We start from the raw sequence: 22,589 nt of genomic DNA on the forward strand, positions 1-22,589 counted from the left end.
TAATAGAATGCCAATTTGCTGGTTTAAAAAACAGATGGAAGGGATAAGTACGTTCCATTAATCTAAATTAACTAGCTTCAATGAATTTTCTAACACCAGAACACTTAGTTAATTTCTGATATTTCACTTTAATTTATTTCAACAAATTAGCGATCATGATAAAGAGGATCGATAGAGTGAAGAAGCCAATCATGAAATAGCCAAAATACCTTAAAGGCTTAGGCAACTTCTTCAGATTTACATCAGTTGGGATTCCTTCAATTTTGCTCATATGTTCCATTGCATCATTTATAGGCTTTTTATCCGACATGTTAGCCCTCCTAGATATATAAAGTTCCCCATCAAGTTTTCGACACAGCTTAAATTTCAAATGACACATCAACGATAAACTCAACTACAATTTATACTAAGAATACGGCAATTAAAATAATGGATATCCCTGCAATAGTAAGGACATCCTGTCGCTGACTGCTGCCTTGATTTTGACCGATTTGTTCTTTCTCGTATTGTTTGTGGATCTTATGATGCAGATGTTCATCGCCAGGTATCTCGGGGGACTGCACACCCATTAGCCCTCTACCTCCGAAGTAAACGAGCTTGTGAAAAGGCAAGGCAGCAAATAAGAGGATAAAACCTAATATGAATCCGCAAATCCCAACCATATTACCATCAAATTTCCCGAGCATAAGAAATGATATTAGGAAAAGAGCTGTATAACTCCCGGCCACTATATAGAAGCTGAGCTTTAACCTTTTCTTCATCTGAATTCACCCCTTTTTACATACGACATTCCTCTGCAAAAAGTTCCTAATTCTTTTTCAGCGAACAAGGGAATTATTGTTGGTGAATCCAACCGAGTGACTTGCAAATAACGTTTAATCTAATTAAATTTGCTGATCAAATAACAAGTCCTATAACAATAGCAACCAGTGAAGACTAGTTAACTCTCATTACCGTAGAAAATCGCCAACCCTTTCTTTCATGGCCATATAGAAGTACATCTTATATGTATGAATGAAATTACTGTTGGAGGTAGAATTAACATTACCCTGGATAGAAATGAATGATAATAAACCTTTCTCTTTCGCCTTTAACTACTCGGTGCATATCTGCTTTTAAGATACGCACCCTATAGTTTAGCCTTTTAAACGAATATTCTTTATCACTTTATAAATGAGAACAATAGCTAATATACCCACAACAGAAAATACAATGGTTTTATTAAACCCTTGTTCTCCATCAAAGAAACCAGCAAAAGGACTTCGCAGTTCATATTCAGCTTCTCTAAATGCCTTTATATATTGACCATCTGATTTCTCAACTGCTATTGCTTGGTCTGTATTTATTCCCTGAATTGAATAGTATTTAGTACCCTTCTTATAAGCGTTAGAGAAGTTACCAGAATACTGTTTCATATCCGAATGCCTTGTGACATGTCCAATTTCATTACCAATATCCGTTACATATTCATCACTTATGACATAAATATATCCATCCCAAACTACGAACGAATATGCCCAAGAAGTTGATAATGTCTTACCGGGGTAAAAGGAAAATAATAAAACAAATAAAACTACAATAGAAAGTAAATGCTTACTTTTCATACAAGTCCCCCTTTCCTTTAATTTGACGGTTGATATTTAGTATAAGTTCCAAGGTTTTCCATGTAGAACTATTCTGCATCTTTACTTCAATAAGTAAAAAAGCATTTTAATTAAGAATACCCCTTGCTCTTTCACTAATATATCTTGATCTATGTGTTTCACCAGTGCACTTGGAGTTTATTTCCATTTAAATCGAAAAAGTGGAAATAGGCATGTCCGTTATCTTCTTTTATATCCTCAACTTTTACACCATTTTCAATAAGGTGTGTATGAAACTTAGATAATTCTGGACTTGTAAAACCAATGCTAAAGGCTGGGACATTACCAACTGTAAAATGTGCAAATGTATCATCTTCAGTAGGAACTAAGATAAGCAAAAATGGTCCCTCATTAACTTTTAAAATGGCAAATGGATCCTCAGTAATGGTTAATAATTGAAGCCCTAATATATCTCTATACCATTGTGCAGACTGCTCCAAATTTTTTACCGGAATTCTAATATAATGAACTTGTTCAATAAATGATTTACTCATAACCAACCTCTCCTTTATATAGTATGGTTTCTCAAGTAATTCCCTTTTTATATCCCTTTCCCCTTCCGATTTATTGAAATAGCCAGCCCGTTTATTTTGTAAGGATTTAATAAATAAGAAGTCCTTTTATATTTATAGGAGATATTTTCTAATCTATTTTATAGATTAGTAAGTTATCTTTTGGTATTCTGCCAGCACGGAATGAACAATATGTAGGGAATCCCATTCACCGGAGGAAAAGCGAATTATAGGATATTTTTTAGGAAAGAGTGTTTCATTAATTTGCTTGGGTGTCCTGCCCTCATCATACAGCTTTAAAATATTTTCCTGCAGGTCCAAAAGATACTCCAGCTTTCGCTTTAACGCAGAACGGCCATCATTCAAGTAACCAGCATGGCTGCAAAATACATCAGTAAAATCATGGGTTAGTACTTCTTGCAATGACTCGATAATGTCCGGAATGCTTTCTTCCTCTAAGATTACCTTTGTCTTCTCCTGGCAATAGAGATCGCCTGTAAAAAGCTGACCGGTTTCACTGTTTAAAAATGCCAGGTGATCTTGAGAGTGCCCCGGGGTTCTAATCACATTCCATATGGCCTTTTCAGAGGCAAACGAATCTCCAATCGATTCTGCCCGGAACGGCCTGCGCCTTCCCCAGTATAATTGGCGATACAGCGGATAATCCGCCCTCTTCGTGCAATATTCAATCATCTTGTCATTCATCAAAAGCGGCACTTGAAGCTCTTTCTGCAATAAAGCGGCACAGCCGGTATGATCCTCATGATAATGCGTCATCACTATTTGCTGAATTTCTAGTTTCTTAAAAAATGGGATAAACTCCTTCTCCAATGACCTTGCCCCGGTATCAATGAGCACTCCGTCGAGGGAGAAACAATGGACATTTAGTTTTACACCTTGAAATAAGATGGATCCATTGCCCATCCGCACTCCATTTACTGATTCTTGGGTAAAGTTCTTTTTAAACAGCATAGTTTCATCCCCCTCTGATGTCTTTGTTGAAATTTGTTATCAGGATACGTTCTCCTAATCTCCCTTATGTATAAGAACAAGCTCGATGAAACAGTAATCCTTCCGGGATTCTCACACATCCTACTTTAAGCCAAGTTTTTTATACTATTAGCTCATGGACGACGCCGCCTAGATACATAAATAAGCCTATTAAGGCCAAACAAAAACCTATAAAAAAAGTCCATGGATTGTCTTCTTTTTCTCTATCATAAGTTCCATAAGTTAAGAAACAAAAAATGATCGTTATTATGGGAAAAGCAACATAAATAGGTCCAAAGGCAAAAGATATCCCACCTAAAAGCATTGATAAGATACCGAAAGGGTTTTGTCCCTTAATACGACTTATATATTCCCTATCTGCTTCTGTAATCCCCGCGCGATCTTTATAAAATAATTTTTCTTTTAGTTTGGTAGTTCCAAAGAAATCACTTACTTTGTTAAAGAATTTCATAAGTTCCCCCTAAATCTTGAAGCTTTAGATTTTTAACCCTGGCCATTTTAGTTTAAATTTCTTTATCTCGCATAAATACTCTCCTCTCTTCAGCTATATAAAGTACACTATTTATTACGCTAACTTGCATCGGTAGTTCAACATATAATCACCTTGTATTTAGTGAAAAGTTTTTTGCAATTATTTTGCGTTATCTAAAAAACTGTTTTCCCATCATGCTTATTACAGAAAGTTTCTTCATTCACCTGCTTTGGTTACATAAAAGAAAAAGCATTTATCCGTCGCTGGATCAATGCTTGTTAATTGCTTTTATTAAATTCGGCGCACCTTTTTTAACTGTTGAACACTTATCATAAGACCCGTGAGTCCAGCAAAAAGTGAGGGAATCATGCTATATATTAAATAATTCCACTCTCCAGTCAGCAGAGAAGTAATTAGAAAAATAACTGGAAGTCCTGCTAATACCATTAAAGATACAGATAATCCAAGCTTAGGATTATTTTTCATTTAACATCACCCCGGCCCTCTTTTATTATCCATATTATACCATACTTACTAACTTAATAAAATAACCCATTTTGTAATTAGAAGGATTTATATAGTCTAATAAATATTTTTAATTCATTAAAGGAATTTACTGGAATCTGCTACAATAAAGTTGATTAATCGTCTAATTAGAAAAAGGAATAGTTGTCAGGGAGGTAATCCAATGACCCAAAGACTTATAACACTCATTTTAATGCTAACAGTTATCTTACTTGGCGGTTGCATGGAGGAAGTTAGTTCGAAGCTTGGAGGCGAAAGATTGAAGTTTAATATAGAAGAAAGTCTTGTAATCCAAGAACTTATTAATCAAAATCAGGGTGAATATCAACAAATCAAAGAAATTACTGATAAAGAAAAAGTGGAAATTTTCTTTAGCGTCTTAAATAACGCAAATTGGGAAAACGATAGCGGCAAAAGTAGTTATCCCGATTTGATGATAAACAATAAGTATTCGATATGGATACTATCTCCTGACAATAATATAAGGATCGGGGTTAATAACCTCGAAAAAAATACTTTTCTTTCCGAGAAAGACTCAAGGATAATTTATAAACTCATTGTCGATGAAGATTAATTGATTGTTCAACCAATCTCCGTTTGTGAAAAAAAGGTCGTTAATCAATTGGGATCAACAAACCAAGTAGTTGACATAGATTGTTTTTTTCTTACTTAAAAGACTCGGCTATTTCAACCATACTATCCTTGGTCCCATTTTCGTCTGAATAGGATGTCAAGATGTAATGATAATCGCCATCAGTCCAATGAATCGAGGATCCAGGCCCATCCATAAAGAAGCCTTTGTTTCCATTAACTGTAACATCCTCTTCCTCATCATTGATGTATTCAACCGGGGGTGGTTGGATCGTCAATGAAAACTTCATTCCTCCATCTTCCCCATTGAATATCACCTCGTGTATATTTGACTCATGAGGAGGAATAACTCGTTCGTACCCTGCTATGGCCATTGGAAATTCCGTCGGAAGCTTAGGTTCGATCCCTTCCTCTTTCAATTCATCTTTAAGTGCCGTATGATCAAACCTTTCCTCATTTTGACTGCATCCCAATAAGAGCATAGGAACTAATAATAACAACATAGACAGTAACTTTTTCATGAACATCCTCCTTCCTTATAAAATTAATTACGTTTTATTTTATAAGATGTTTCAGTTTCATACAAAAAATTACAGATTTTTCTCCTTTACTTAAAATTAAAACAAATATTAAAGAATAATTTTAAATTAAAAATCGTTGCAACCACAATAAAAGCGCAAATGTAAAACACTCCTATAAACGGTAATAAAATATAAAACAACCCAGAAAAAGCAGCATATTTTTTAACCACGATGTAATGAGTTAATACATAAGCTAATCCATTTGCAATTACAACAAATACTACTGCTATATATGCGCCGGCAATTCCTCTATTTATATAATCTCCATCAGAATAGAAATAAGAGTAAACAAAGATACTCGATAAAATAAAACTTCCAAATAGGTATATATAAAAACCTGGAAGTAATTTTATTAAACTAAGTTTCTTAGTGACTAACAATAAAAAATACGAAACCACACTGATTATAACAAGGGTTATTAAGTAATAAACAAAGAAACCCAAGACATCACCCCCTTTTTTCAAACTAATCAACTATTGTTATTCCACAAAAAAAGCGCTAATCCTTCCTGGATCAACGCAGCATGTTTGTTAGCAATTAGTTTTTTGTATACAACAAACGGACTTTTGTAGGTAAATTAACTTTTTGTGCTAGGTTTCCGATCCGATTACCCATAATGGACTTTTTTTATTCAATATATAGAAGGTTTATTTTCTTACAGGAGTACCTATTTTATTTTGTATCAACTAATTGATGTCCACTTGGAAAGGTGTTTCTTTTCAATGAAATTTGTAAGCCAAATGTTAGCGGCAAATACAAATAAATAAACCAAAAAGGATAAAAACAAATTCCAGCCGGTATATGTAAAAACATGAAATTTAACAGATATCCATTCTATAATTATGGCGACTCCTGACCAAAAAACAATATAAGAAAGATTCTTTAAACCTTTGGGTTTTTTATATTGATAAAAGTTTACTACAAAGTAAGGCAGAGTTGGGTACGTTACAAAGTGCAATAATACATCAAATAGTTCATGGGTTTTATGGTCGATCGTAAAGTATAATTCATAAGGTTTTACACTAAGGGTTATGTCAGCTAACAAAGCAAGAAAGATGTTAAATGTCCAAATGATAGTAATGGTCACAGCAGACAAGTGCCTAGGTAATTTGAACATAAAGGCAAAAGTAATCAAAGTGGAAGAGATTATAAATATTTCATTTGCGTCAAAATTCTCAGGAAGAGGTAAAATCATATCGTTTTCACCTCTTTGCCTTTATTAATCAGTTTTTCTAAATAAAAGGAATAGATAGCCAATAAAAAAATAATAAGACTATATCTCAAATATGAATAAAATATATTCCAATTTACCCATTCCAAATAATTAATATGAACGAAATATATTTCAATTGAAATTAGTGCAGTTAAAAGGATGAATGAATAGATTGATTTACTAAAAATAGATCTATTAGAGAACAAAATATAAATTAACCATAAAAGTAAGGCTGGCTTGAGTGTTAACTCAGGTATTTTTTGTGTCCAAAATATTAATTCACTTGATGGGTCTTGTTTTGTTAGCTTTAAATTTAAATTAATGATCAAACCTGTATTTGTAATAAGGATATTGGATAGAAAATAACAGCCCAAGAAGTTTGTGACATTCATTTTTTTTATCAAGAAATACAAGGAAATAAGTGATAATATTGCTAAAATCAAAAAAATCCCAACCGTTTGCATATAGTCACCATCTTTAATTGTTTGTATTAACTTATGCATAAATGACTTTAATACACGGTACTTATTAGTACGCACTCTTAATAAGTTACAGAATATCCAATACAATATAACTCATCCAAAGTTGACGAGTTTTTCGAATGTTTTTTACCAATTCATATAAATCTTATAAACAAAATAAGCATCTATTGTGACCCATGCTTAAATTCTTTTTTTATTTCTAAGTAATTCTCTATCAATGGATTGGGGTGGCTTTTCAAACCATCCGTGTTCAATTAAGATTTTTGTACCTTCCTCTGCATATCCACCAACCTTAAGGATATACTCCTCATATTTCACGGTTAAATCTTTCCGAAGTGATGCAGCTATGGCAAGACCAAAGTCCCCAATACCGATGGCACTTTGAGCATTCGTATGGAAAAGCATTAATTTATCTGAGAATGGTGCATCAGTGCTATTTGTAATAGTAGAATCCCAGGTTGAAGGATAAGAATTATCGTCTTCTTTTAGTTTGATCATAAAATCCTCAACCATTTTCTTTCCTATATCATATCCACTTTTAAAGTAGTCACTAATTTTTTTGGACTGAGCGACTTGACTGAACCCCAATAGAAAAGTTTTGGCTACATTTGCAACTTCAATATTAACCCCTAAATGGGCAATTTCCACCCCAAGGAGCGGTCTGCGATGTCCTATTAGCCCACCGAGGAACTTTCGGTCTGTAACAAACTCTACTTTATCCGGATAAGAAATATAAGGAGACCGGATAAAGACGCCTTTTTCTTGCATCAGTTCTGTATTCTGGTCATACAAAGTTTCTACTTGATTTAAAAAACGCTTAAACAAGTTACGGACATCTTTACGAGCAGATATAGACTTTGCTAGACTATATGAATTTAATCCCGTTCTCCCCATATGGTGCAAGTAACGCTGGTACGTCACATCAGAAAAAAGTTTCTTCGCTTGTAAATTAACATCTTGTTCTCCAAACCCTTTAGGAAGAGGAATCCCTTCTTTTGAAAATAAATCTGATATTTGAGCAACATGATCGGTTGAATAGTCCAGCGCAAGCTGAATGATAGGTTTAATATCCTCATCCTCACAAGTATGTAAGAAATGTTTTAGCACACATATAGACATGGTGTCACCTATATAAGTACTCCACAACATCGAAATTTCAGCAGATGTTATCTTCGGTTTATGTTCTACCATACATTTTCATCCCCATCACATATTTTCTTTAAGTATTACCATGATTATGGGGAAAAATGTAAATTAACCTCATACATTCGATCAATTACCGATTACAAAAACCAAAGGATGGAGGTTAAGGTACACTGATATTGGAATATGTTTTGTTAAATCTTCAACTAATCCGCGTTTAATGCTGTGTAGATATATTCCACACACCTATGTATAATTTTTTCAATTTACTTATTGGCCAGTCTAGCAAACATCAGTACCTATGGCAGGATTCTACAGTTTAATCCCTCTCTTATATACGAAAATGGGGCGCGGAAAGTCTAGTTTCCACGCCCTTCTATTCCTGAGTTTTGCACAGGTCTCAACCGTCTATTTTTTTAAAAGCAAATACACAAAGTACGGTGCACCAATCAATGCGGTCATGATTCCTGCCGGTATGCCTTCTGGTTCGAGGAGATTGCGGCCGATGGTGTCTGCGAACAATAAGAGCCAGCCGCCGATCAACACTGCGATTGGCAGGAATAATTGATTTCTTGGACCTATCAGTGCTTTTGCAAGATGCGGGGCCATCAATCCGATGAAAGCAATCCCGCCTGTTACCGACACGGCCGAAGCTGCCAATGCAACTGCTGTTAAAAGAAGGACGATCCTTTCTTTTTCAATCGATACTCCAACGCCAATCGCGACAGGATCGCTCAAGCTCAGAAGGTTTAAACGATTGGCTTTATAAAGCGTAAATGGAATCAGGATCAGCAGCCATGGCAGAAGTGCCAGTATGAACGGCCAATCTGTTCCCCAGATATTGCCGGCAAGCCAGCGGGCGATGAAATCGACTTTTTGCCTTTCTGCTGCTGAAATGATGACGATCATCGCACCGGACAGTGCCATTGAAAAACCAATACCGACAAGTATCAGTCTGACAGGCTGAAGTCCGATCCCTTTTTTATAGGAAAACAAATAAATCAGGATCGCGGTCACCAGCGCACCACCGAACGCGACCAGTGTAAGCATATACGCAAACGAAGCGGCATCGATTGGGAAGAAAAGAAAGAACACGGCAATTCCCAATCCAGCCCCAGAGTTTATCCCGATGATTCCAGGGTCTGCCAAATCGTTTCTCGTTAACCCCTGCAAAATCGCTCCGGATAGTGCCAGGGCCATCCCAGCTAGAACTGTCACGATAATTCGCGGCATTCTGATCGAAAACAAAACAAACTCTTCTTTAAATGTGCCATTTCCAAGTATGGTCGGCAAGATCCGGTTATACGATACGGAGGAATAGCCCAGTCCCAGACTGACTAAGATTGTTAAAATAATTAAAACAAACAAGGTCAACACAATATATCTCTGTTTCTTGATAATAGACGGGTGGATCATGTGAAGCTCTTCCCTCCTTTGCGGACAATGAACAGGAAGAACGGCAGCCCGAGCATGGAAATAATCGCATAAATCGGTGTTTCATATGGAGCGTTGATGGTTCGCCCGAGCGTATCTGCGATCAGCATGAACGACGCGCCGAATAAGGCTGACATCGGCAGGACGAATCGATAATCGGTGCCGACGAACATTCTGACGATATGCGGGACCATCAGCCCGATAAAGGCCATGTTCCCTACTAGCGCAACCGAAGACCCTGCCAGTAAAACAATAACAATGAATAATACCAATTTAATTAAGTTTGTCTTCTGGCCAAGTCCTACTGCTACTTCTTCACTCAAGCTCAAGATCGTCAGCTGTCTGGCTAGGTAAAAAGCAATCAGCATTCCAACCAGGATAAACGGAACAATGATTTTCAGCTGAGTCCATGAAGTTCCCATCAGGCCACCTGCTGTCCACATCGAAACATCTTTTGAAATTTTAAAATACAAACCGATTCCCTCAGCTACAGCGAACAAAAAGGCGGAGACCGCGGCTCCGGCAAGGACGATACGCAATGGGGAGAATCCGCCCTTCTTCAAGGCACCAATCCCAAACACGAGGATAACGCCGACAGCTGCGCCGATAAAACATGCAAATGTGATGGCAAGGTAACCGGCCGAAGGACTGAGCGCCATAATCAGTGCCAATGCAGCATTTGCTCCAGCCGTCAAACCAAGCAAGCCCGGGTCAGCGAGCGGGTTTCTCGTCAAGCCCTGCATGATCGCACCAGCAACAGAAAGGGCAGCACCTACAAAAATTGCCGCAACCTCCCTTGGAAGCCTGATTTCCCTGATCATGGTGATTGTTTCTGTTTTAACGGTGGAAGTAATCGCAAGCCAAATCTCCTTGACGGATGTATCTGCTGCTCCGAAGACCATTGCCGTCATGAAGCTTGCGGACAGAATGAGCATCCCGGCAACAAACCTGGCAAGCATAGAGAGCGAGCTGTTTTGGTTGATCATAATGCATCTCATCTTTCTTAAAGCAAGAAGAGGAATCCATAAGAATTCCTCCTGCTGATTTTTATTGTTCTAAAAATGATTTTTTAAAGAATTCCAGCTGATATTCAAGTGTTAGAGGATCATTGAAATAGAATTCCTTCGCATTCACTTCGAATACACGGTTATTCTTTACGGCAGGGATATTTTTATATGTCTCGGTTTGCTGGAACGATGTATCTCCCTCTGCATTCTTGCTGAATACCACATAATCACCAGCGTATTCAGACAGTACTTCTGGAGAAATCGCATAGTAACCAGGTTTTAGAGCTGCTTCCTTCACTTTTTCAGGCATATTCAAGCCCATTTCCTGATACAGGATTTCCGTACCCCTTGCCCAGTTGTCGCCAAATACGTAAAGTTCCTTGTCGAAGTTTTCGATAACAGAAACAGTCGCGTCTGCACCAATTTTCGATTTGATTTCTTCGCCAGCCGCTTTAGAGTCTGCCTTGAAGTTATCAATCCACTCTTGGGCTTCTTTTTCTTTATTCAGAACCTTGCCGATTTCCAGGTGCTGCTCCAGGTAACCAAGTTTACCGTATGTAAAAGTAACAGTAGGCGCGATTTCCTTCAGCTTATCGACATTTTTGATATTAGATAGACCAATGATCAGGTCTGGATTTAATTCAATGATTTTCTCCAGGTTTTCATCTGTCACTTCTTCCACGTCCTTCAGTTTTTCAAAACGCGGATTCATTTTCGACCATGCGTCAACACCGACCATGTTCACATCTAGAGCCATTACATTACCGGCAAATGAAGAGAGGACAATGACTCTTTCTGGATTTGCAGGTACTTCTACAGCACCATTTTCAGATTGGTAGGTAATCGTTTCTGGGGAATCTTCTTTCTTTGTTTCTTTTGATTTTCCAGTGGTTTCTCCGCCTCCGCACGCACTAAGAACGAGCACCAGCATAAGCAGGAATGGCATAAGTAATTTCTTCATTTTCTTCTTCTCCTTTTAGTAAGTTGTACGTGATGCAAATCGGTTTATTTGTACGTGGATCTCTCCCGATTTCAGCGTCAATCTGGAATACTTTCCTGAGAACAGGCTTGTTGATGACTTCTTCGCTTGTTCCTGTTTTGACAATCCTTCCTGCCTTAAGGGCGATAAGGTGGTCAGCAAACCTGGCTGCATGGTTTAGATCATGGAGCACCATGACAATCGTCCGGCCCTGCTCCCTGTTCAATTTTTGCAGCAGTTCGAGAATCTCAAGCTGATGTGCCATGTCCAGATAGGTCGTTGGTTCATCAAGGAATATCATTTCCGTTTCCTGCGCGAGAGCGAGTGCGATCCAGACACGCTGCCTCTGCCCGCCGGACAAGGAATCGACGGCCTCGTATTTATAACTTGCCGTTCCTGTCACTTCAAGAGCCCAATTTATGACCTCCATATCCTTTTTTGTCAGCCTCCCAAATCCTTTTTGATAAGGAAAGCGTCCATACGACACCAATTCCCCTACCGTCAGGCCGGCAGCACTTTCAGGTGTTTGTGGAAGAATGGCCATCTTCCTTGCCAGGCTTTTCGTATCTTCATTAGAGATACTCGAACCATCCAGGAATATCGAGCCAGACTGATGGGGAATGATACGTGACATCGATTTTAACAAAGTCGATTTCCCGCATCCATTTGGGCCAATGATAATCGTCACTTGCTGATCGGGGATTTCTAAGGTCAGGTTATTCACGATTGTTTTTTCCCCGTATCCCACGTTCAATTGGTCTGTGTATAAGCGGACCATACATCATTCCTCCAAAGTTTTTCACTTTCTCGTTGATAATGATTATCAGTATCGTTTACAATGTATACTATAAAGCTATTAATTTATTCAGTCAATGACAGATTCGTGAATTATCTATTTTTCCATCCGATTTTTTGAAAAATATCTAACTCAATACACTAATAGGAGTGTTTCCCATGGACAACATTGAAAACTTTGACCTTACCATTATCGGTGGCGGGCCTGCCGGACTTTATTCTGCCTTTTATGCCGGCCTTAGAGAAATGAATACGAAAATAATCGAAGCCCAGCCGGAACTTGGCGGGAAGATTCATGTCTATCCGGAAAAAGTAATTTGGGATGTTGGCGGAATCGGTCCTATCACCGGCGCGAATTTAATCAAACAGTTAAAAGAACAGGCGATGACTTTCAGCCCTGAGGTTGTCTTGAATGAAAAAATCGAATTCATCATCAAGGATCGGGATTTATTTTTACTAAAAGGAGCTTCGGGAGAATTTCACTATTCGAAATCAGTCATCGTTGCGATTGGAAGCGGAATCTTAAAACCTCAGAAACTAAAACTTGAGGGTGCGGAAAAATTCGAGGTGTCAAACCTTCACTATATGGTCAATTCTCTCAAATATTTCAAGGATCGGACGATTGTCATCTCCGGAGGCGGCAATTCGGCGATTGATTGGGCGAACGCGCTCGAACCAGTTGCTAAAAAGATCTATCTCGTCCACAGAAGAGATTGCTTCTCTGGCCATGAATCTCAAGTGACCCAGCTGATGAGCAGCTCTGTAGAATATGTGTTTCATTCAAGCATTACCAACTTAATTGCAGACGAAAGCCGGACGTCTATTTCCGAAGTCGAAATAACCAATCAGAATACAGGCGAGGTCCTTCGTCTTCCTGTTGACGACGTTCTCGTCAATCATGGTTTTGATCAGGACGCATCCTTGCTGCAAAATAGTGAGCTTGAACCGAAGTTGATTGATGGTTTTTACATCGACGGAACAGCGACAAGCGAAACCTCCGTCCCCGGCCTATATGCAGCAGGAGATATTTTAAAGCACGAAGGAAAATTGAATTTAATAGCAGGGACATTTCAGGATGCAGCCAACGCAGTCAATAAAGCAAAACAGTTCATCGAACCTGCAGCCTCCGAAGCGGCAATGGTCTCATCGCACAATAAAGTATTTTCAGAGAGAAACAAGGAAATGATTCTTGAGCTGATCAAGTGATCTAGAACAGAACATCCACCTGTTGATTGCGGGTTTCCAATTCTGGTTCGATTTAATTCCATTCCCATTCAAGGACTTTGAAGGACATACCATTAAGGGGTAAAATGGTTATAAAGAAAACAAGGATGAGGAGACTTTTATGTCTAAATATAAAAAACAGCAACGTCAAGACCGCTGGGATCATAAATATGATTCGCTCGATCTGAAAAAGCTGCTGACAATCCTGAAGGAGAACCGGAGGAACATCCAGAGTAATCAGCAGCTCTATTATGATCCAGACCAGGATGAACTGGATATCAAGGAATATTACCGTGGCGCACAGAAACTTGATTTGTCTGGTCTGGCTCTTTTCTACAAATTCCATACAATCGTTTTTCAATCTCATAAAAATCAGCTGCCCTACTTCCTGGCAAAGGATTTGTATCTGTACACATGGGTCGATTTATATCCGGACGGTTCCGCGAAGAGTGTCTATTCCAGCCAGAAGAAGGATCCGGAGTCATTGTTGATTGAGGATAACGAAACACTTAGGGAAAAATACGATGAATTCAGGCGGCGATCACGCAAGATTCAGGTGAATGGTTTTGATTCAATCAAGGATTTGAAGGTTTTTGAGGACCATTTCAAGATGAACACCGAGCATATTGTGCCGCAGTCCTGGTTTGAAGGTGCCGAACCGATGAAAGGTGATCTCCACCACCTGTTTGTCTGTGAACCGGATTGCAACATCTCCCGTTCCAACTACCCATTTGCCGATTTTGATTTTTACAACCCGGAACGTCAAGATGAACCTATTCAGAATAACTGCGGAGTCACAACAGGCTTCGAATTCGAACCTGAACACGGCAAGGGAGTCTCCGCTCGTGCCATGCTTTATTTTTTCCTGAGGTATCCTAAAAGAGTAAAGAATGAATTCAAAAAGAAGGTGAATCTCCCGCTGCTCGTCCGCTGGAACAAAGAATTCCCAACACTCTACGAACAGCACCGCAACCAAGCCATCTACTACATCCAGGGAAACCGCAACCCGTTCATCGATTTTCCAGAATTAGCTGAGATAATTGAGTTTCCATGGTAAAGGCTGAGCCAGCATGTTGTGGTTCAGCCTATTTATCTTTTCTTCCTAATTTCTCTTAACAAGTCCAAAAGATTAAGATGATGAATCAATTCTGTTCGCGTTTCCTCTTTCCCTTTGAAACCAAAATAGTTCTCCCAATCAAACGATGGATCATAACTATCACCGTTTTCCCAGTTATAAGTTTTTTGCTGCTGTTCGACCAGCAAATGAACTGCCAACTCTCTATTCCTCGAGTATAGCCACTCATCTTCAAAATCAAATTCATCGTCATCGATAATAGAGTCTGTCCAATCACCTTCAACCTCAAGCTCAAGCTCAAGCTCAAAAAATTGAAAACGAAAATCGAGCTTTTCTAACTTCTCGATTTCTGCCATTTCTTCGTATTTTACACCGAATGGCACTCCACCTTCCGTGTAACCAGCAATAAAAGCAAAATTCTCATCAGACTCCATTTCAAATTCGAACGGGGCTTTTTCCCTCTCCCCTTTTCTCTGTCTGCAGACTTCCTGTCTTCTCCGCTTCTCTTTTTTAGTCTTCCTTCTTTGCTTCGCCAAATGAACTACCTGCCAATACTATTAATCTTGCAACCAATGAGCATATTCTATTTTCTCATCTTCAGTTAGCAGATTTAATTCCTTTTTTGCCTCTAGCACGAGCAAAAAGTCATCCCACCCATTATAGTTAAACTTGCTCCAAATTTTTTGATTCACCTTATGAAATTCGTGGATTTTTTCCGTTAATTCATAATAAGGCATATCACCGTTTTTCCAACGCGTGAAATCATCGAATAAACCCTGTAATTCCTCTTCAGTCACTTTTTTATGATAGCTTTCAACCACTTCCCGATTCCTTATTCTTTCAGCTTTTGAGATTTTCTTTTTATTCATATTGACATCCTTTCCTTAAATTTCAATATCGAAAGAAATCCGCTTAGAATGTTTGTCTCCATAATATAAAAATACCACAGCACCAGGTACTGTGGAGGCAAAAACTTAGTGCTTTTCTTATCTAAAAGATTGTACCAACAATTCTCAGGGCGAGCATGTATTGTTTATTTAGAAATCACTTTATGATAAGACTCAACCAGCTTAACACAATCCTTCATACCCTCTTGATCATGACATACTGGAAGTTGAGTTGCGTTGACTGCATAGGTAAATTTATCAGCGGTTTTCATTGGTTTTTTACCATCAACAATCACTTTCTCGTGGGGCAAGTAGATTGTTATTAGATGGGTATATTTTCTGTCGATTGATTTAACTTCTTTAATCCAGACACGGACATTTTCCGGCATAGGACCTTCCATTTCCACACTTTTTCTAGCGTTATATTTTTTAAAATACAAGTCTGACGCATCTTGCGTCAACCATGGGTCCAGCGTCTCATAGATAAAGATCTTTGGTCCGCTTTCCTTCACCTCTACTTCTTCCCCTGTTTCTATGAATTCCGTCGCAGTTTCTGCATTACCGGCAGGAACTGAAGAAAAAGCAAATATGATAAGTCCTATTGAGAGCAGGTATTTTTTAATCATTAAGATTCACCTCGATTATATTTTAATTGAATTAGCTATCTCAACTAATACATCTGGAGTCACTTGTTCTGCTACTCTTTTATCAATACTCAGAATATACTGCCAGCCATCTCTTTCAAAGACCAACAGATTGAATCCTGAGACATTTGTATATATAGCCTCGTTTCCATTCTCTAATTTAATTACGTTCTTAGCCTTGAATGGAATCTTATACTTAACAGGACGAACATTGATTATATAATGATGTTCAGCCGACATATCACTAATTAATTCGATTTCTAAAGAGTCATTAATCTCCCCTTCTAAATCATTGAACCTTCCAAAATGGTGCGTAAAGTCTATAGGTGGTACTCTCAAAGGTAACTTTATATCCTGATTGAAATGATGTTCAAATTCTTGCACTGCCTCTTCAACCGATTTATAGCCTATTTCTGAAAAAATTTCTTCCAATGGTCTTGGCTTATCATTACCTGCATTCGCTGTTCCACTATGTATCCAAAATAATATGATACTAAAAATGAAAAACTTCTTATGCATCTACATCACCCTAATTTATATTTGGGTTATTTTTTCCCGATTTAACCGTATCTATCCCTGTTCAGAGCTGTCATTATAAAACTTTTGCGCCACTACATATTTTCATACATTTATCACATTTACACCTTATTATTGTTGAGAAATTAAATGATGAATGGAGTCATAAATTTATGAAGAAAACATTTTTATTCCTTATATCGATCATGGTACTAATGACGGCTTGTTCTGTTGGCCAGGAACAGAAAGACGGTTCGCTAGATCATCCACCGGAGCTACTGGAAGTTTCAATTATCACTCCTGAAAAAATCGAGACCAGTCAGGAGATCACCATCATAGCGGAAGTAATTCAGGGTGAGGAGAAAGTCATTGATGCCGATGAGGTGAAATTTGAAATTTGGAAATCCGGTCAGGAAAACCATGAAATGATACCTGCACATAACGAGAAGGACGGCACCTATTCCATTAAGAAAAAATTCAGTGAAGGCGGGAATTATTTCATCGTGGCTCATACGACGGCAAACCGGATGCACAGTATGCCAAAGAAAGAAGTCATTGTAGATGGTGGCGAATCAGGACACAGCCACACTCATGATGAAGAAAATGAAAACCAGGACCAACAATCTGATCACGATCATAACGACCACCATAATAGCGAAGTATCCTTCGATTTCCATGCTCCTTCAACGATAAAAAGCAACCAGCCAGTTGAGTTATCAGTCAAGCTTTCCCAGGGAGACCAGTCTATTTCTGCTGCAAACGTCCGTTTTGAAATCTGGCACGAGAATGATACTAAGCATGAGTTCATCGAAGCGAAGGAAACCTCATCTGGCACCTATTCCGCAGATTACAGCTTCCCTGCCAACGAGCATTTTTATGTAAAAATCCATGTCGAAAAAGGTAATATACATGATCATACTGAAATAACGGTCGACGTAAAATCTTAATGACAGGAAAAACAAGCAGAGCAACTTGCACCCTCCATTTTATGGTAAAATCATCCTATCTTAACTTGGAGGAATTTTAGGTATACAACTGAAACTTGCGACACCGATGGAGCATTTACACTTATGCGGCCAATATTCTTCACCCTGCTGACTGTATCAATCTTGTTAATTATATTGATTATTTCACGTAAGTTACCTGAAAAACTTCTGAATGGTTTCAGCGTAATAAGCCTGTCGATCGTGATCGGTGTCATCACAGTTCAAGTCACCTATTATGATGCGATTATCGTCGATGAAATTGGACTAGGCGGAGACCCAACGATTTTCTTCCTCGCTTTCGCCATTTTAGGTTTGAGTGTGCTGAATCCGATGTTATTTTTCTGGCTGAATTCAAAAAGCTGAACCAATATCATCATTGGTTAAGCTTTTTTGTATGAACTAATATATTTTCATAAATATTTATAGTGTTAAGGACGATTTTATACGTTAGGGCAATTATATCTCCAGTTGAAGTGAATATATCTCCAGTTGGAGCAATTATATCTCCGGTTGAAGCTAATATATCTCCAGTTGGACGCTATTTCTATACGTTTAGACTCTATTTATAAACAGTTAGCATTATTAGCCAGATAGCTTAGCTTGTTTATTGATCGGATACTCTACTAGTCGCACTATTCTAGACCAACTTCCTCGTTCTATAACCGATTTTGGTCCCACATGTGTTTTTCGGAAAGACCTTACCTCAATCCAGCTTGTTTTTCTTGTGACCAATTATAATCCCCGTTGGAATTTTTAACTGCCAAAATTCTAGGAATTCAAACCGTCACGACTAAGATAGGCTAAGACCGTAAGTATCGTGCAAGCCCCTATTAGTTCGCCGTCTTCTCATATTCCAGCACAAAAAGCGGTTCGTTCTCCATCCATTCCGCAAATATCACGTCTTCAAAATGGTGGATTTTTTGCTTCTCTAATTCATTTTTCAGCCACTGCTCGTCGAACCCGGCTTCTTTTAGGTTTTCGGTAACCACTTCCCCATCAAGGATCATGTTGATCGGCAAGTTCGGATCTTCTGCTTTGATTTTCATATCGCTATTTTTAGGTGTGTCATAATCCGCTTTCGGCAGGACACTGACCATTCCATTCGTTTCGATGATTGCATATTCTACTTCGCGTAGTGAAAAGTAGCCTTGCTGTCTGACAAGACTCTGAAGCTGATTGATATCCAGCTTTGCTTTTTTCAAAGCCTCAAATTTAATCTGTCCTTTTCGGACCACTATGTTCGGCTCGCCCTCGAGCAATTTCCGTGAACCGAGGAATTTTTGTGTGATTGTCTCTGTGACATATACAAGCACTCCCCACAAGGTCACGGCAAAAGCGATTTCCCCGATTTTCACTTCATGGTCATAGATGGCATTCCCTACTAGCTCACCAAGGATGATCGCTGAAATAAAGTCAAATGGCGTAATCTGGGAGAACTGCGTTTTCCCTTGTAATTTTGTCATGATAAAAAGAAATACAAATCCACTCGCCAATTCTACTGCAATTGATAAATAATGATTCAACACTCCCACTCCTTCCTTACCATTATGGGAAGATTTGCAGAAGTTGAATCGCTTTTTTCAAAAAACCTCCATAAAACGACAAATAACTTGATTATTTTGTCATACGATTCTCTTTCCATATAACGGTAAAGTATGTAACTTTTATGAGAAAAAACCGTTTATAAAAGTGATAATACTTTTCCTATATTGCACGGCTGTAGACCTTTTGAGAAAGATGGTCCTGCATATGAGATCAAGGGGGTTGGGGAATGAAAAAGTTGCTGGTTTCGATGATGCTTCTTTTATCGCTGTTGTTCTTTGAGGCACCTGCAGAGGCCGCTGGTGGTGACATGATCATCATCAACAAGTCTAACAATCAACTTGCTTATTACAAAAATAATAAACTCGTAAAAACATTTAAGGTGGGAACTGGGCGGAAGGCACCTTATACACCCGAGGGCAAGTTCAAAGTCGTTAACAAAATCAAGAATCGTCCTTATTACAGTGGCAATATCCCTGGCGGAGACCCACGAAATCCGCTTGGCGACAGATGGCTCGGCATAAATGCGCGAGGAACATGGGGAACAACGTATGCCATCCACGGCAACAATAATCCCAAATCAATTGGCGGATATGTGAGTGCGGGTTGCGTGCGGATGTATGATAACGAGGTGCAGTGGCTTTATGATCAGGTGAAAGTCAATACTCCGGTTGTCATCACCTCTTCCAAAAAGTCCTTTAACGCGATCGCTTCCGCTAACGGATATAAGGTTACAGGCCAGGCTGCTGTTCCAGTCATCGCTGCACCAACAAGCACTGTCCTTAAAAAAGGTATGAGAGGTGCAGAAGTGAAGCAGCTACAGCAGGCATTAACAAACAAGGGCTACAGCACAAAAGGGATCGACGGAGTATTCGGCCCAGCCACAGAAGCCGCTGTAAATAAATTCCAAAAAGCGAAGAAACTGAAGGTAGACGGAATCGCCGGGCCTGCCACAAAAAAAGCGCTGGGAATGAAATAGCAAAAAGACGGTCCTCCCTTATATAGGAAGGACCGTCTTCATTTTTTACACACCCTTGACTAATTCTCTCATCGAATTCAGCTTTTCAGAAAGCTCCAGGAACCATTCTTCATCGCCAGTGGCAAGCGCCAGATCAATAAAGTATTGAATTTGTTCTTTGTTTTTCACCTTCGGATCAGGCAGTTTTTTGACTTCATTTGTAGAAATCGGAATGGTTTTGCCAAGCATTGATTCGTCATCACTTGATGTAATTGTTGCATTAACCTTTTCGTCCAAAATATCAAGTGACTCTATATATCCGATGAATAATTCTCCATCCCGGGATTTCCCCTTAATCCAATCGCCTACTCTTAAAATACTGTTATTATTGGAAAACATATAAGTCACCTCATTCATTTAATCTGTAATATTTTTCATTACATTTATCAGCCAAGAAGTTGTGAACTCCTTAGTCACAACAGTTCGTTTCCTTTACCAGGTCCACTATTTCTTTGATCGAATAATGCTTCAAGTATTCTCCCAGGTGTTCTTCGGCACCAAGGAAAATAGCAAACAGGACCTTGTGCATATTCGCTCCGACAACACATTCTTCATTAGAGTCAGGACACTTTGGCTGCAGTGCACCTTCGGAGGTCAGTTTATATATATCCCAGAGGTTTACTTCATTTAGATCGAGCGCAAAAATGAAGCCGCCTCCGGTACCTTCTTTTGATTTGATAAAACCATGCTTTTTTAACAAGCCCAGCACTTTTCTGATCCGCACAGGATGAACCCCTGCACTCTCTGAGATAGCTTCGCTTGTCGACATTCTGTCCGGCTGCAGTGCAAGCAGGGTTAAACTGTGAATGGCCAGGGTAAAATCGCTGTTCATTGCCTGCCTCCTAACAACAGTAACTATTTGTTATGCTATATATTACCTTTCATCCAGTCGAATTTAAAGAAAAAGCACCTAGTTCGCGATATTATCTAACTCTAAGCCAGTGAATGTACGCAGCTTACGCGGCAAGAAGCTGCGAATTTCTTCTTCATTATAGCCAACCTGCAGGCGTTTATGGTCCTGGATAATCGGGCGGCGCAGCATTTGCGGATTTCTTCTAATTAGTTCATACAATTGATTCAGCGGAAGCGAGTCAATATCCATTTCCAGCTGCTTATAGGTTTTTGAGTTTGTCGAAATGATCTCTTCCGTTCCATCCTCAGTCAATCGAAGAATCGATTTGATTTCATCAACAGTAAGTGGCTCAGATACAATATTTCTCTCAATAAAATCAATCTGATGTTCCTGCAGCCAGGCCTTTGCTTTTCGGCAAGACGCACAGCTTGATGTGATATATAAAGTAATCATTGATCAACAGCTCCTCCGTCTAACTGTAAAAATAAAAATTACAGATAAACAACAATAGAATCTTTTTAGATGTAAAATTACCGATACTGTAATATTAAACTTTACAGTTAGCATTGTCAATGGTAATTTCAAGAGCTCTCCCCTTTTCAACACCCATTTTTTCCATTATCTAAAATTAGGCTTATCCGTTCGAAACTCTGTTGAAATGATCTCGTCAAACTATTTGAGGTGATAAAATGAAGAAAACGAAACGTTTTATACAGCTTGGGTTGGGCATCTTATTGATGGTTTCATTACTCTTTTTCGCCAACGGGTTTGGTTATGCAAATGATCATTCCCTGACTGTTAAAAAAGGTGATACACTTTACAGCATTTCAAAACAACACAACCTGACTGTCCAGGAGTTGAAGGATTACAACGGGTTAAAGAACAATACCATCTATATTGGCCAAAAGCTGCTGCTCCCTGGAGTGACAGAATCGGAGCCGATGTATGCAGTTGTTGGTGGTTCTTTTACCAAGAAAGACAATGCAACGAAGCAAATAGCTAATCTGAAAAAGAAAGGAATTGAAGCTGGGGTCGTTACAAAGGTCATTAATGATAAAACTTATTACCGTATCCAGGCTGGTGTTTTTTCCAAAAAAGCCAATGCGGATAAGCAAAAAGATTTATTGCGCAAAAACGGAATTAAAGATGCCTACATTGTAACAAGCCACAATCTTCATATTCATGGTGTACACATTGGCTCCACATACAGCCAGCTTCTGCAGAAGTTCGGAAAGCCTGTAAAAACCGAGGACCAGCTGAATGTCAGGTCTCTCTATTACAATGGCGAAGGTGCAGGAGTTCGCGTGAATTTTAACATGGAGAATGGTTCCGTATTTGGACTGCAAGTCTATCCGGAATATTTAAAGCTTAGCTCCCTTCCGAAAAACAAAAGCCAGGTTATTGATGTATATGGATACCCTAATGAAGTAAAGAATGTATTTGGCAAGCAAAAAAT

At 38.8% G+C, this 22,589-nt stretch carries 31 protein-coding genes; 7 read left to right on the top strand and 24 right to left on the bottom strand.

The genetic code is table 11. The features are described from left to right. Positions 1–133: 133 nt before the first annotated feature. The 7 genes from J7E32_RS21955 to J7E32_RS21985 form a co-directional block, all read right to left on the bottom strand. Entirely contained in the window at positions 134–310 is a 177-nt protein-coding gene (locus J7E32_RS21955) for an amino acid transporter (protein ID WP_156972586.1), read from the bottom strand. Positions 311–401: 91 nt separating this feature from the next. After that, positions 402–761, bottom strand: a complete 360-nt coding sequence (locus J7E32_RS21960; RefSeq protein ID WP_214911698.1) for a hypothetical protein — start codon at positions 759–761, stop codon at positions 402–404. 375 nt (positions 762–1,136) lie between these two features. Further along, the gene (locus J7E32_RS21965; RefSeq protein WP_214911699.1) at positions 1,137–1,604 is read right to left on the bottom strand and encodes a hypothetical protein; all 468 of its coding nucleotides are present in this window, start codon (positions 1,602–1,604) and stop codon (positions 1,137–1,139) included. Positions 1,605–1,762: 158 nt separating this feature from the next. After that, on the bottom strand, positions 1,763–2,137 hold the full coding sequence (locus J7E32_RS21970; RefSeq protein ID WP_214911700.1) for a VOC family protein: 375 nt from the start codon (positions 2,135–2,137) through the stop codon (positions 1,763–1,765). A 165-nt stretch (positions 2,138–2,302) separates the two neighbouring features. Further along, complete coding sequence (locus J7E32_RS21975; protein ID WP_214911701.1) at positions 2,303–3,127, bottom strand: MBL fold metallo-hydrolase; 825 nt, start codon at positions 3,125–3,127, stop codon at positions 2,303–2,305. Between the two features lie 139 nt (positions 3,128–3,266). Then, positions 3,267–3,617 carry a cell division protein FtsK gene (locus J7E32_RS21980; protein ID WP_214911702.1) on the bottom strand — a complete coding sequence of 117 codons (351 nt, stop codon included), beginning with the start codon at positions 3,615–3,617 and terminating at the stop codon, positions 3,267–3,269. 312 nt (positions 3,618–3,929) lie between these two features. After that, positions 3,930–4,124 carry a hypothetical protein gene (locus J7E32_RS21985; RefSeq protein WP_214911703.1) on the bottom strand — a complete coding sequence of 65 codons (195 nt, stop codon included), beginning with the start codon at positions 4,122–4,124 and terminating at the stop codon, positions 3,930–3,932. Between the two features lie 202 nt (positions 4,125–4,326). Between J7E32_RS21985 and J7E32_RS21990 the strand changes: the two genes are divergently transcribed. Continuing rightward, positions 4,327–4,737: a hypothetical protein gene (locus tag J7E32_RS21990; RefSeq protein WP_214911704.1), complete on the top strand. Its 411-nt coding sequence runs from the start codon at positions 4,327–4,329 to the stop codon at positions 4,735–4,737. 91 nt (positions 4,738–4,828) lie between these two features. Here the strand turns inward: J7E32_RS21990 and J7E32_RS21995 are convergent, their stop codons facing one another. The 9 genes from J7E32_RS21995 to J7E32_RS22035 form a co-directional block, all read right to left on the bottom strand. Further along, positions 4,829–5,275 (bottom strand): hypothetical protein, encoded by a 447-nt coding sequence (locus J7E32_RS21995; protein ID WP_214911705.1) that lies wholly within the window; start codon positions 5,273–5,275, stop codon positions 4,829–4,831. An 86-nt stretch (positions 5,276–5,361) separates the two neighbouring features. Further along, positions 5,362–5,778, bottom strand: a complete 417-nt coding sequence (locus J7E32_RS22000; protein ID WP_214911706.1) for a hypothetical protein — start codon at positions 5,776–5,778, stop codon at positions 5,362–5,364. Positions 5,779–6,017: 239 nt separating this feature from the next. After that, the gene (locus J7E32_RS22005) at positions 6,018–6,530 is read right to left on the bottom strand and encodes a hypothetical protein (protein WP_214911707.1); all 513 of its coding nucleotides are present in this window, start codon (positions 6,528–6,530) and stop codon (positions 6,018–6,020) included. After that, positions 6,527–7,051, bottom strand: coding sequence for a hypothetical protein (locus J7E32_RS22010; protein ID WP_214911708.1), 525 nt, complete (start codon positions 7,049–7,051; stop codon positions 6,527–6,529). The genes J7E32_RS22005 and J7E32_RS22010 overlap by 4 nt, the downstream gene beginning before the upstream one ends. 159 nt (positions 7,052–7,210) lie before the next feature. Continuing rightward, complete coding sequence (locus J7E32_RS22015) at positions 7,211–8,221, bottom strand: DUF3231 family protein (protein ID WP_214911709.1); 1,011 nt, start codon at positions 8,219–8,221, stop codon at positions 7,211–7,213. A 360-nt stretch (positions 8,222–8,581) separates the two neighbouring features. Further along, positions 8,582–9,589: a FecCD family ABC transporter permease gene (locus J7E32_RS22020; RefSeq protein WP_214911710.1), complete on the bottom strand. Its 1,008-nt coding sequence runs from the start codon at positions 9,587–9,589 to the stop codon at positions 8,582–8,584. Then, positions 9,586–10,566, bottom strand: a complete 981-nt coding sequence (locus J7E32_RS22025; RefSeq protein ID WP_483297631.1) for a FecCD family ABC transporter permease — start codon at positions 10,564–10,566, stop codon at positions 9,586–9,588. The genes J7E32_RS22020 and J7E32_RS22025 overlap by 4 nt, the downstream gene beginning before the upstream one ends. An 88-nt stretch (positions 10,567–10,654) precedes the next feature. Then, positions 10,655–11,575, bottom strand: a complete 921-nt coding sequence (locus J7E32_RS22030) for an iron-hydroxamate ABC transporter substrate-binding protein (RefSeq protein WP_214911711.1) — start codon at positions 11,573–11,575, stop codon at positions 10,655–10,657. Then, positions 11,526–12,371 (bottom strand): ABC transporter ATP-binding protein, encoded by an 846-nt coding sequence (locus tag J7E32_RS22035; RefSeq protein WP_214911712.1) that lies wholly within the window; start codon positions 12,369–12,371, stop codon positions 11,526–11,528. Before J7E32_RS22035 ends, J7E32_RS22030 begins: the two co-directional genes overlap by 50 nt. Positions 12,372–12,547: 176 nt before the next feature. Here J7E32_RS22035 and J7E32_RS22040 point away from each other — a divergent pair, with 176 nt between their 5' ends. After that, positions 12,548–13,594 (top strand): NAD(P)/FAD-dependent oxidoreductase, encoded by a 1,047-nt coding sequence (locus J7E32_RS22040; protein WP_214911713.1) that lies wholly within the window; start codon positions 12,548–12,550, stop codon positions 13,592–13,594. A gap of 139 nt (positions 13,595–13,733) precedes the next feature. Continuing rightward, the gene (locus J7E32_RS22045; protein ID WP_214911714.1) at positions 13,734–14,669 is read left to right on the top strand and encodes an endonuclease I family protein; all 936 of its coding nucleotides are present in this window, start codon (positions 13,734–13,736) and stop codon (positions 14,667–14,669) included. Between the two features lie 32 nt (positions 14,670–14,701). Here J7E32_RS22045 and J7E32_RS22050 read toward each other — a convergent pair whose 3' ends face one another. The 4 genes from J7E32_RS22050 to J7E32_RS22065 all read right to left on the bottom strand — a co-directional run bounded on the left by J7E32_RS22050 (position 14,702) and on the right by J7E32_RS22065 (position 16,737). Further along, positions 14,702–15,223 carry a hypothetical protein gene (locus J7E32_RS22050; protein ID WP_214911715.1) on the bottom strand — a complete coding sequence of 174 codons (522 nt, stop codon included), beginning with the start codon at positions 15,221–15,223 and terminating at the stop codon, positions 14,702–14,704. A gap of 21 nt (positions 15,224–15,244) precedes the next feature. After that, positions 15,245–15,556, bottom strand: a complete 312-nt coding sequence (locus tag J7E32_RS22055) for a hypothetical protein (RefSeq protein WP_214911716.1) — start codon at positions 15,554–15,556, stop codon at positions 15,245–15,247. Between the two features lie 164 nt (positions 15,557–15,720). Continuing rightward, positions 15,721–16,200, bottom strand: coding sequence for a hypothetical protein (locus J7E32_RS22060; RefSeq protein WP_214911717.1), 480 nt, complete (start codon positions 16,198–16,200; stop codon positions 15,721–15,723). 15 nt (positions 16,201–16,215) lie between these two features. Further along, positions 16,216–16,737 (bottom strand): hypothetical protein, encoded by a 522-nt coding sequence (locus J7E32_RS22065; RefSeq protein WP_214911718.1) that lies wholly within the window; start codon positions 16,735–16,737, stop codon positions 16,216–16,218. 170 nt (positions 16,738–16,907) lie between these two features. On the opposite strand from J7E32_RS22065, the gene J7E32_RS22070 reads away from it, so the two are divergent. Continuing rightward, positions 16,908–17,681 carry a FixH family protein gene (locus J7E32_RS22070; RefSeq protein WP_214911719.1) on the top strand — a complete coding sequence of 258 codons (774 nt, stop codon included), beginning with the start codon at positions 16,908–16,910 and terminating at the stop codon, positions 17,679–17,681. A gap of 123 nt (positions 17,682–17,804) precedes the next feature. Next, on the top strand, positions 17,805–18,083 hold the full coding sequence (locus J7E32_RS22075) for a hypothetical protein (protein WP_214911720.1): 279 nt from the start codon (positions 17,805–17,807) through the stop codon (positions 18,081–18,083). 467 nt (positions 18,084–18,550) lie between these two features. Here the strand turns inward: J7E32_RS22075 and J7E32_RS22080 are convergent, their stop codons facing one another. After that, positions 18,551–19,243 (bottom strand): DUF421 domain-containing protein, encoded by a 693-nt coding sequence (locus tag J7E32_RS22080; protein ID WP_214911721.1) that lies wholly within the window; start codon positions 19,241–19,243, stop codon positions 18,551–18,553. A gap of 248 nt (positions 19,244–19,491) precedes the next feature. Between J7E32_RS22080 and J7E32_RS22085 the strand changes: the two genes are divergently transcribed. Next, a complete protein-coding gene (locus J7E32_RS22085; protein WP_214911722.1) occupies positions 19,492–20,241 on the top strand; it encodes a L,D-transpeptidase family protein in 750 nt (249 codons plus the stop codon). 45 nt (positions 20,242–20,286) lie between these two features. On the opposite strand, the gene J7E32_RS22090 is transcribed toward J7E32_RS22085, so the two are convergent. From J7E32_RS22090 to spxA, 3 genes are all read right to left on the bottom strand, one after another. After that, the gene (locus tag J7E32_RS22090) at positions 20,287–20,619 is read right to left on the bottom strand and encodes an IDEAL domain-containing protein (RefSeq protein WP_214911723.1); all 333 of its coding nucleotides are present in this window, start codon (positions 20,617–20,619) and stop codon (positions 20,287–20,289) included. Between the two features lie 70 nt (positions 20,620–20,689). Beyond that, entirely contained in the window at positions 20,690–21,112 is a 423-nt protein-coding gene (locus tag J7E32_RS22095; protein ID WP_214911724.1) for an RrF2 family transcriptional regulator, read from the bottom strand. 78 nt (positions 21,113–21,190) lie between these two features. Then, a complete protein-coding gene (gene spxA, locus J7E32_RS22100; RefSeq protein ID WP_214911725.1) occupies positions 21,191–21,586 on the bottom strand; it encodes a transcriptional regulator SpxA in 396 nt (131 codons plus the stop codon). Between the two features lie 236 nt (positions 21,587–21,822). Here spxA and J7E32_RS22105 point away from each other — a divergent pair. Next, on the top strand, positions 21,823–22,589 hold a 767-nt coding region (locus tag J7E32_RS22105; RefSeq protein ID WP_214911726.1), incomplete at its 3' end, for a LysM peptidoglycan-binding domain-containing protein.

The organism is Bacillus sp. ISL-55 (genome assembly GCF_018613155.1).
Lineage (GTDB): Bacteria > Bacillota > Bacilli > Bacillales > Cytobacillaceae > Mesobacillus.

What these genes read in the sequence shown, in the direction of transcription:
- J7E32_RS22030 (WP_214911711.1), bottom strand. Translation starts at nt 11,575, where the DNA reads ATGAAGAAATTACTTATGCCATTCCTGCTTATGCTGGTGCTCGTTCTT.
- J7E32_RS22015 (WP_214911709.1), bottom strand. Translation starts at nt 8,221, where the DNA reads ATGGTAGAACATAAACCGAAGATAACATCTGCTGAAATTTCGATGTTG.
- J7E32_RS22035 (WP_214911712.1), bottom strand. Translation starts at nt 12,371, where the DNA reads ATGGTCCGCTTATACACAGACCAATTGAACGTGGGATACGGGGAAAAA.
- J7E32_RS21965 (WP_214911699.1), bottom strand. Translation starts at nt 1,604, where the DNA reads ATGAAAAGTAAGCATTTACTTTCTATTGTAGTTTTATTTGTTTTATTA.
- J7E32_RS21960 (WP_214911698.1), bottom strand. Translation starts at nt 761, where the DNA reads ATGAAGAAAAGGTTAAAGCTCAGCTTCTATATAGTGGCCGGGAGTTAT.
- J7E32_RS21975 (WP_214911701.1), bottom strand. Translation starts at nt 3,127, where the DNA reads ATGCTGTTTAAAAAGAACTTTACCCAAGAATCAGTAAATGGAGTGCGG.
- spxA (WP_214911725.1), bottom strand. Translation starts at nt 21,586, where the DNA reads ATGATTACTTTATATATCACATCAAGCTGTGCGTCTTGCCGAAAAGCA.
- J7E32_RS22090 (WP_214911723.1), bottom strand. Translation starts at nt 20,619, where the DNA reads ATGTTTTCCAATAATAACAGTATTTTAAGAGTAGGCGATTGGATTAAG.
- J7E32_RS22065 (WP_214911718.1), bottom strand. Translation starts at nt 16,737, where the DNA reads ATGCATAAGAAGTTTTTCATTTTTAGTATCATATTATTTTGGATACAT.
- J7E32_RS21955 (WP_156972586.1), bottom strand. Translation starts at nt 310, where the DNA reads ATGTCGGATAAAAAGCCTATAAATGATGCAATGGAACATATGAGCAAA.
- J7E32_RS22070 (WP_214911719.1), top strand. Translation starts at nt 16,908, where the DNA reads ATGAAGAAAACATTTTTATTCCTTATATCGATCATGGTACTAATGACG.
- J7E32_RS21995 (WP_214911705.1), bottom strand. Translation starts at nt 5,275, where the DNA reads ATGAAAAAGTTACTGTCTATGTTGTTATTATTAGTTCCTATGCTCTTA.
- J7E32_RS22010 (WP_214911708.1), bottom strand. Translation starts at nt 7,051, where the DNA reads ATGCATAAGTTAATACAAACAATTAAAGATGGTGACTATATGCAAACG.
- J7E32_RS22040 (WP_214911713.1), top strand. Translation starts at nt 12,548, where the DNA reads ATGGACAACATTGAAAACTTTGACCTTACCATTATCGGTGGCGGGCCT.
- J7E32_RS21980 (WP_214911702.1), bottom strand. Translation starts at nt 3,617, where the DNA reads ATGAAATTCTTTAACAAAGTAAGTGATTTCTTTGGAACTACCAAACTA.
- J7E32_RS21990 (WP_214911704.1), top strand. Translation starts at nt 4,327, where the DNA reads ATGACCCAAAGACTTATAACACTCATTTTAATGCTAACAGTTATCTTA.
- J7E32_RS21970 (WP_214911700.1), bottom strand. Translation starts at nt 2,137, where the DNA reads ATGAGTAAATCATTTATTGAACAAGTTCATTATATTAGAATTCCGGTA.
- J7E32_RS22025 (WP_483297631.1), bottom strand. Translation starts at nt 10,566, where the DNA reads ATGCTTGCCAGGTTTGTTGCCGGGATGCTCATTCTGTCCGCAAGCTTC.
- J7E32_RS22095 (WP_214911724.1), bottom strand. Translation starts at nt 21,112, where the DNA reads ATGAACAGCGATTTTACCCTGGCCATTCACAGTTTAACCCTGCTTGCA.
- J7E32_RS22020 (WP_214911710.1), bottom strand. Translation starts at nt 9,589, where the DNA reads ATGATCCACCCGTCTATTATCAAGAAACAGAGATATATTGTGTTGACC.
- J7E32_RS22055 (WP_214911716.1), bottom strand. Translation starts at nt 15,556, where the DNA reads ATGAATAAAAAGAAAATCTCAAAAGCTGAAAGAATAAGGAATCGGGAA.
- J7E32_RS22075 (WP_214911720.1), top strand. Translation starts at nt 17,805, where the DNA reads ATGCGGCCAATATTCTTCACCCTGCTGACTGTATCAATCTTGTTAATT.
- J7E32_RS21985 (WP_214911703.1), bottom strand. Translation starts at nt 4,124, where the DNA reads ATGAAAAATAATCCTAAGCTTGGATTATCTGTATCTTTAATGGTATTA.
- J7E32_RS22060 (WP_214911717.1), bottom strand. Translation starts at nt 16,200, where the DNA reads ATGATTAAAAAATACCTGCTCTCAATAGGACTTATCATATTTGCTTTT.
- J7E32_RS22085 (WP_214911722.1), top strand. Translation starts at nt 19,492, where the DNA reads ATGAAAAAGTTGCTGGTTTCGATGATGCTTCTTTTATCGCTGTTGTTC.
- J7E32_RS22045 (WP_214911714.1), top strand. Translation starts at nt 13,734, where the DNA reads ATGTCTAAATATAAAAAACAGCAACGTCAAGACCGCTGGGATCATAAA.
- J7E32_RS22005 (WP_214911707.1), bottom strand. Translation starts at nt 6,530, where the DNA reads ATGATTTTACCTCTTCCTGAGAATTTTGACGCAAATGAAATATTTATA.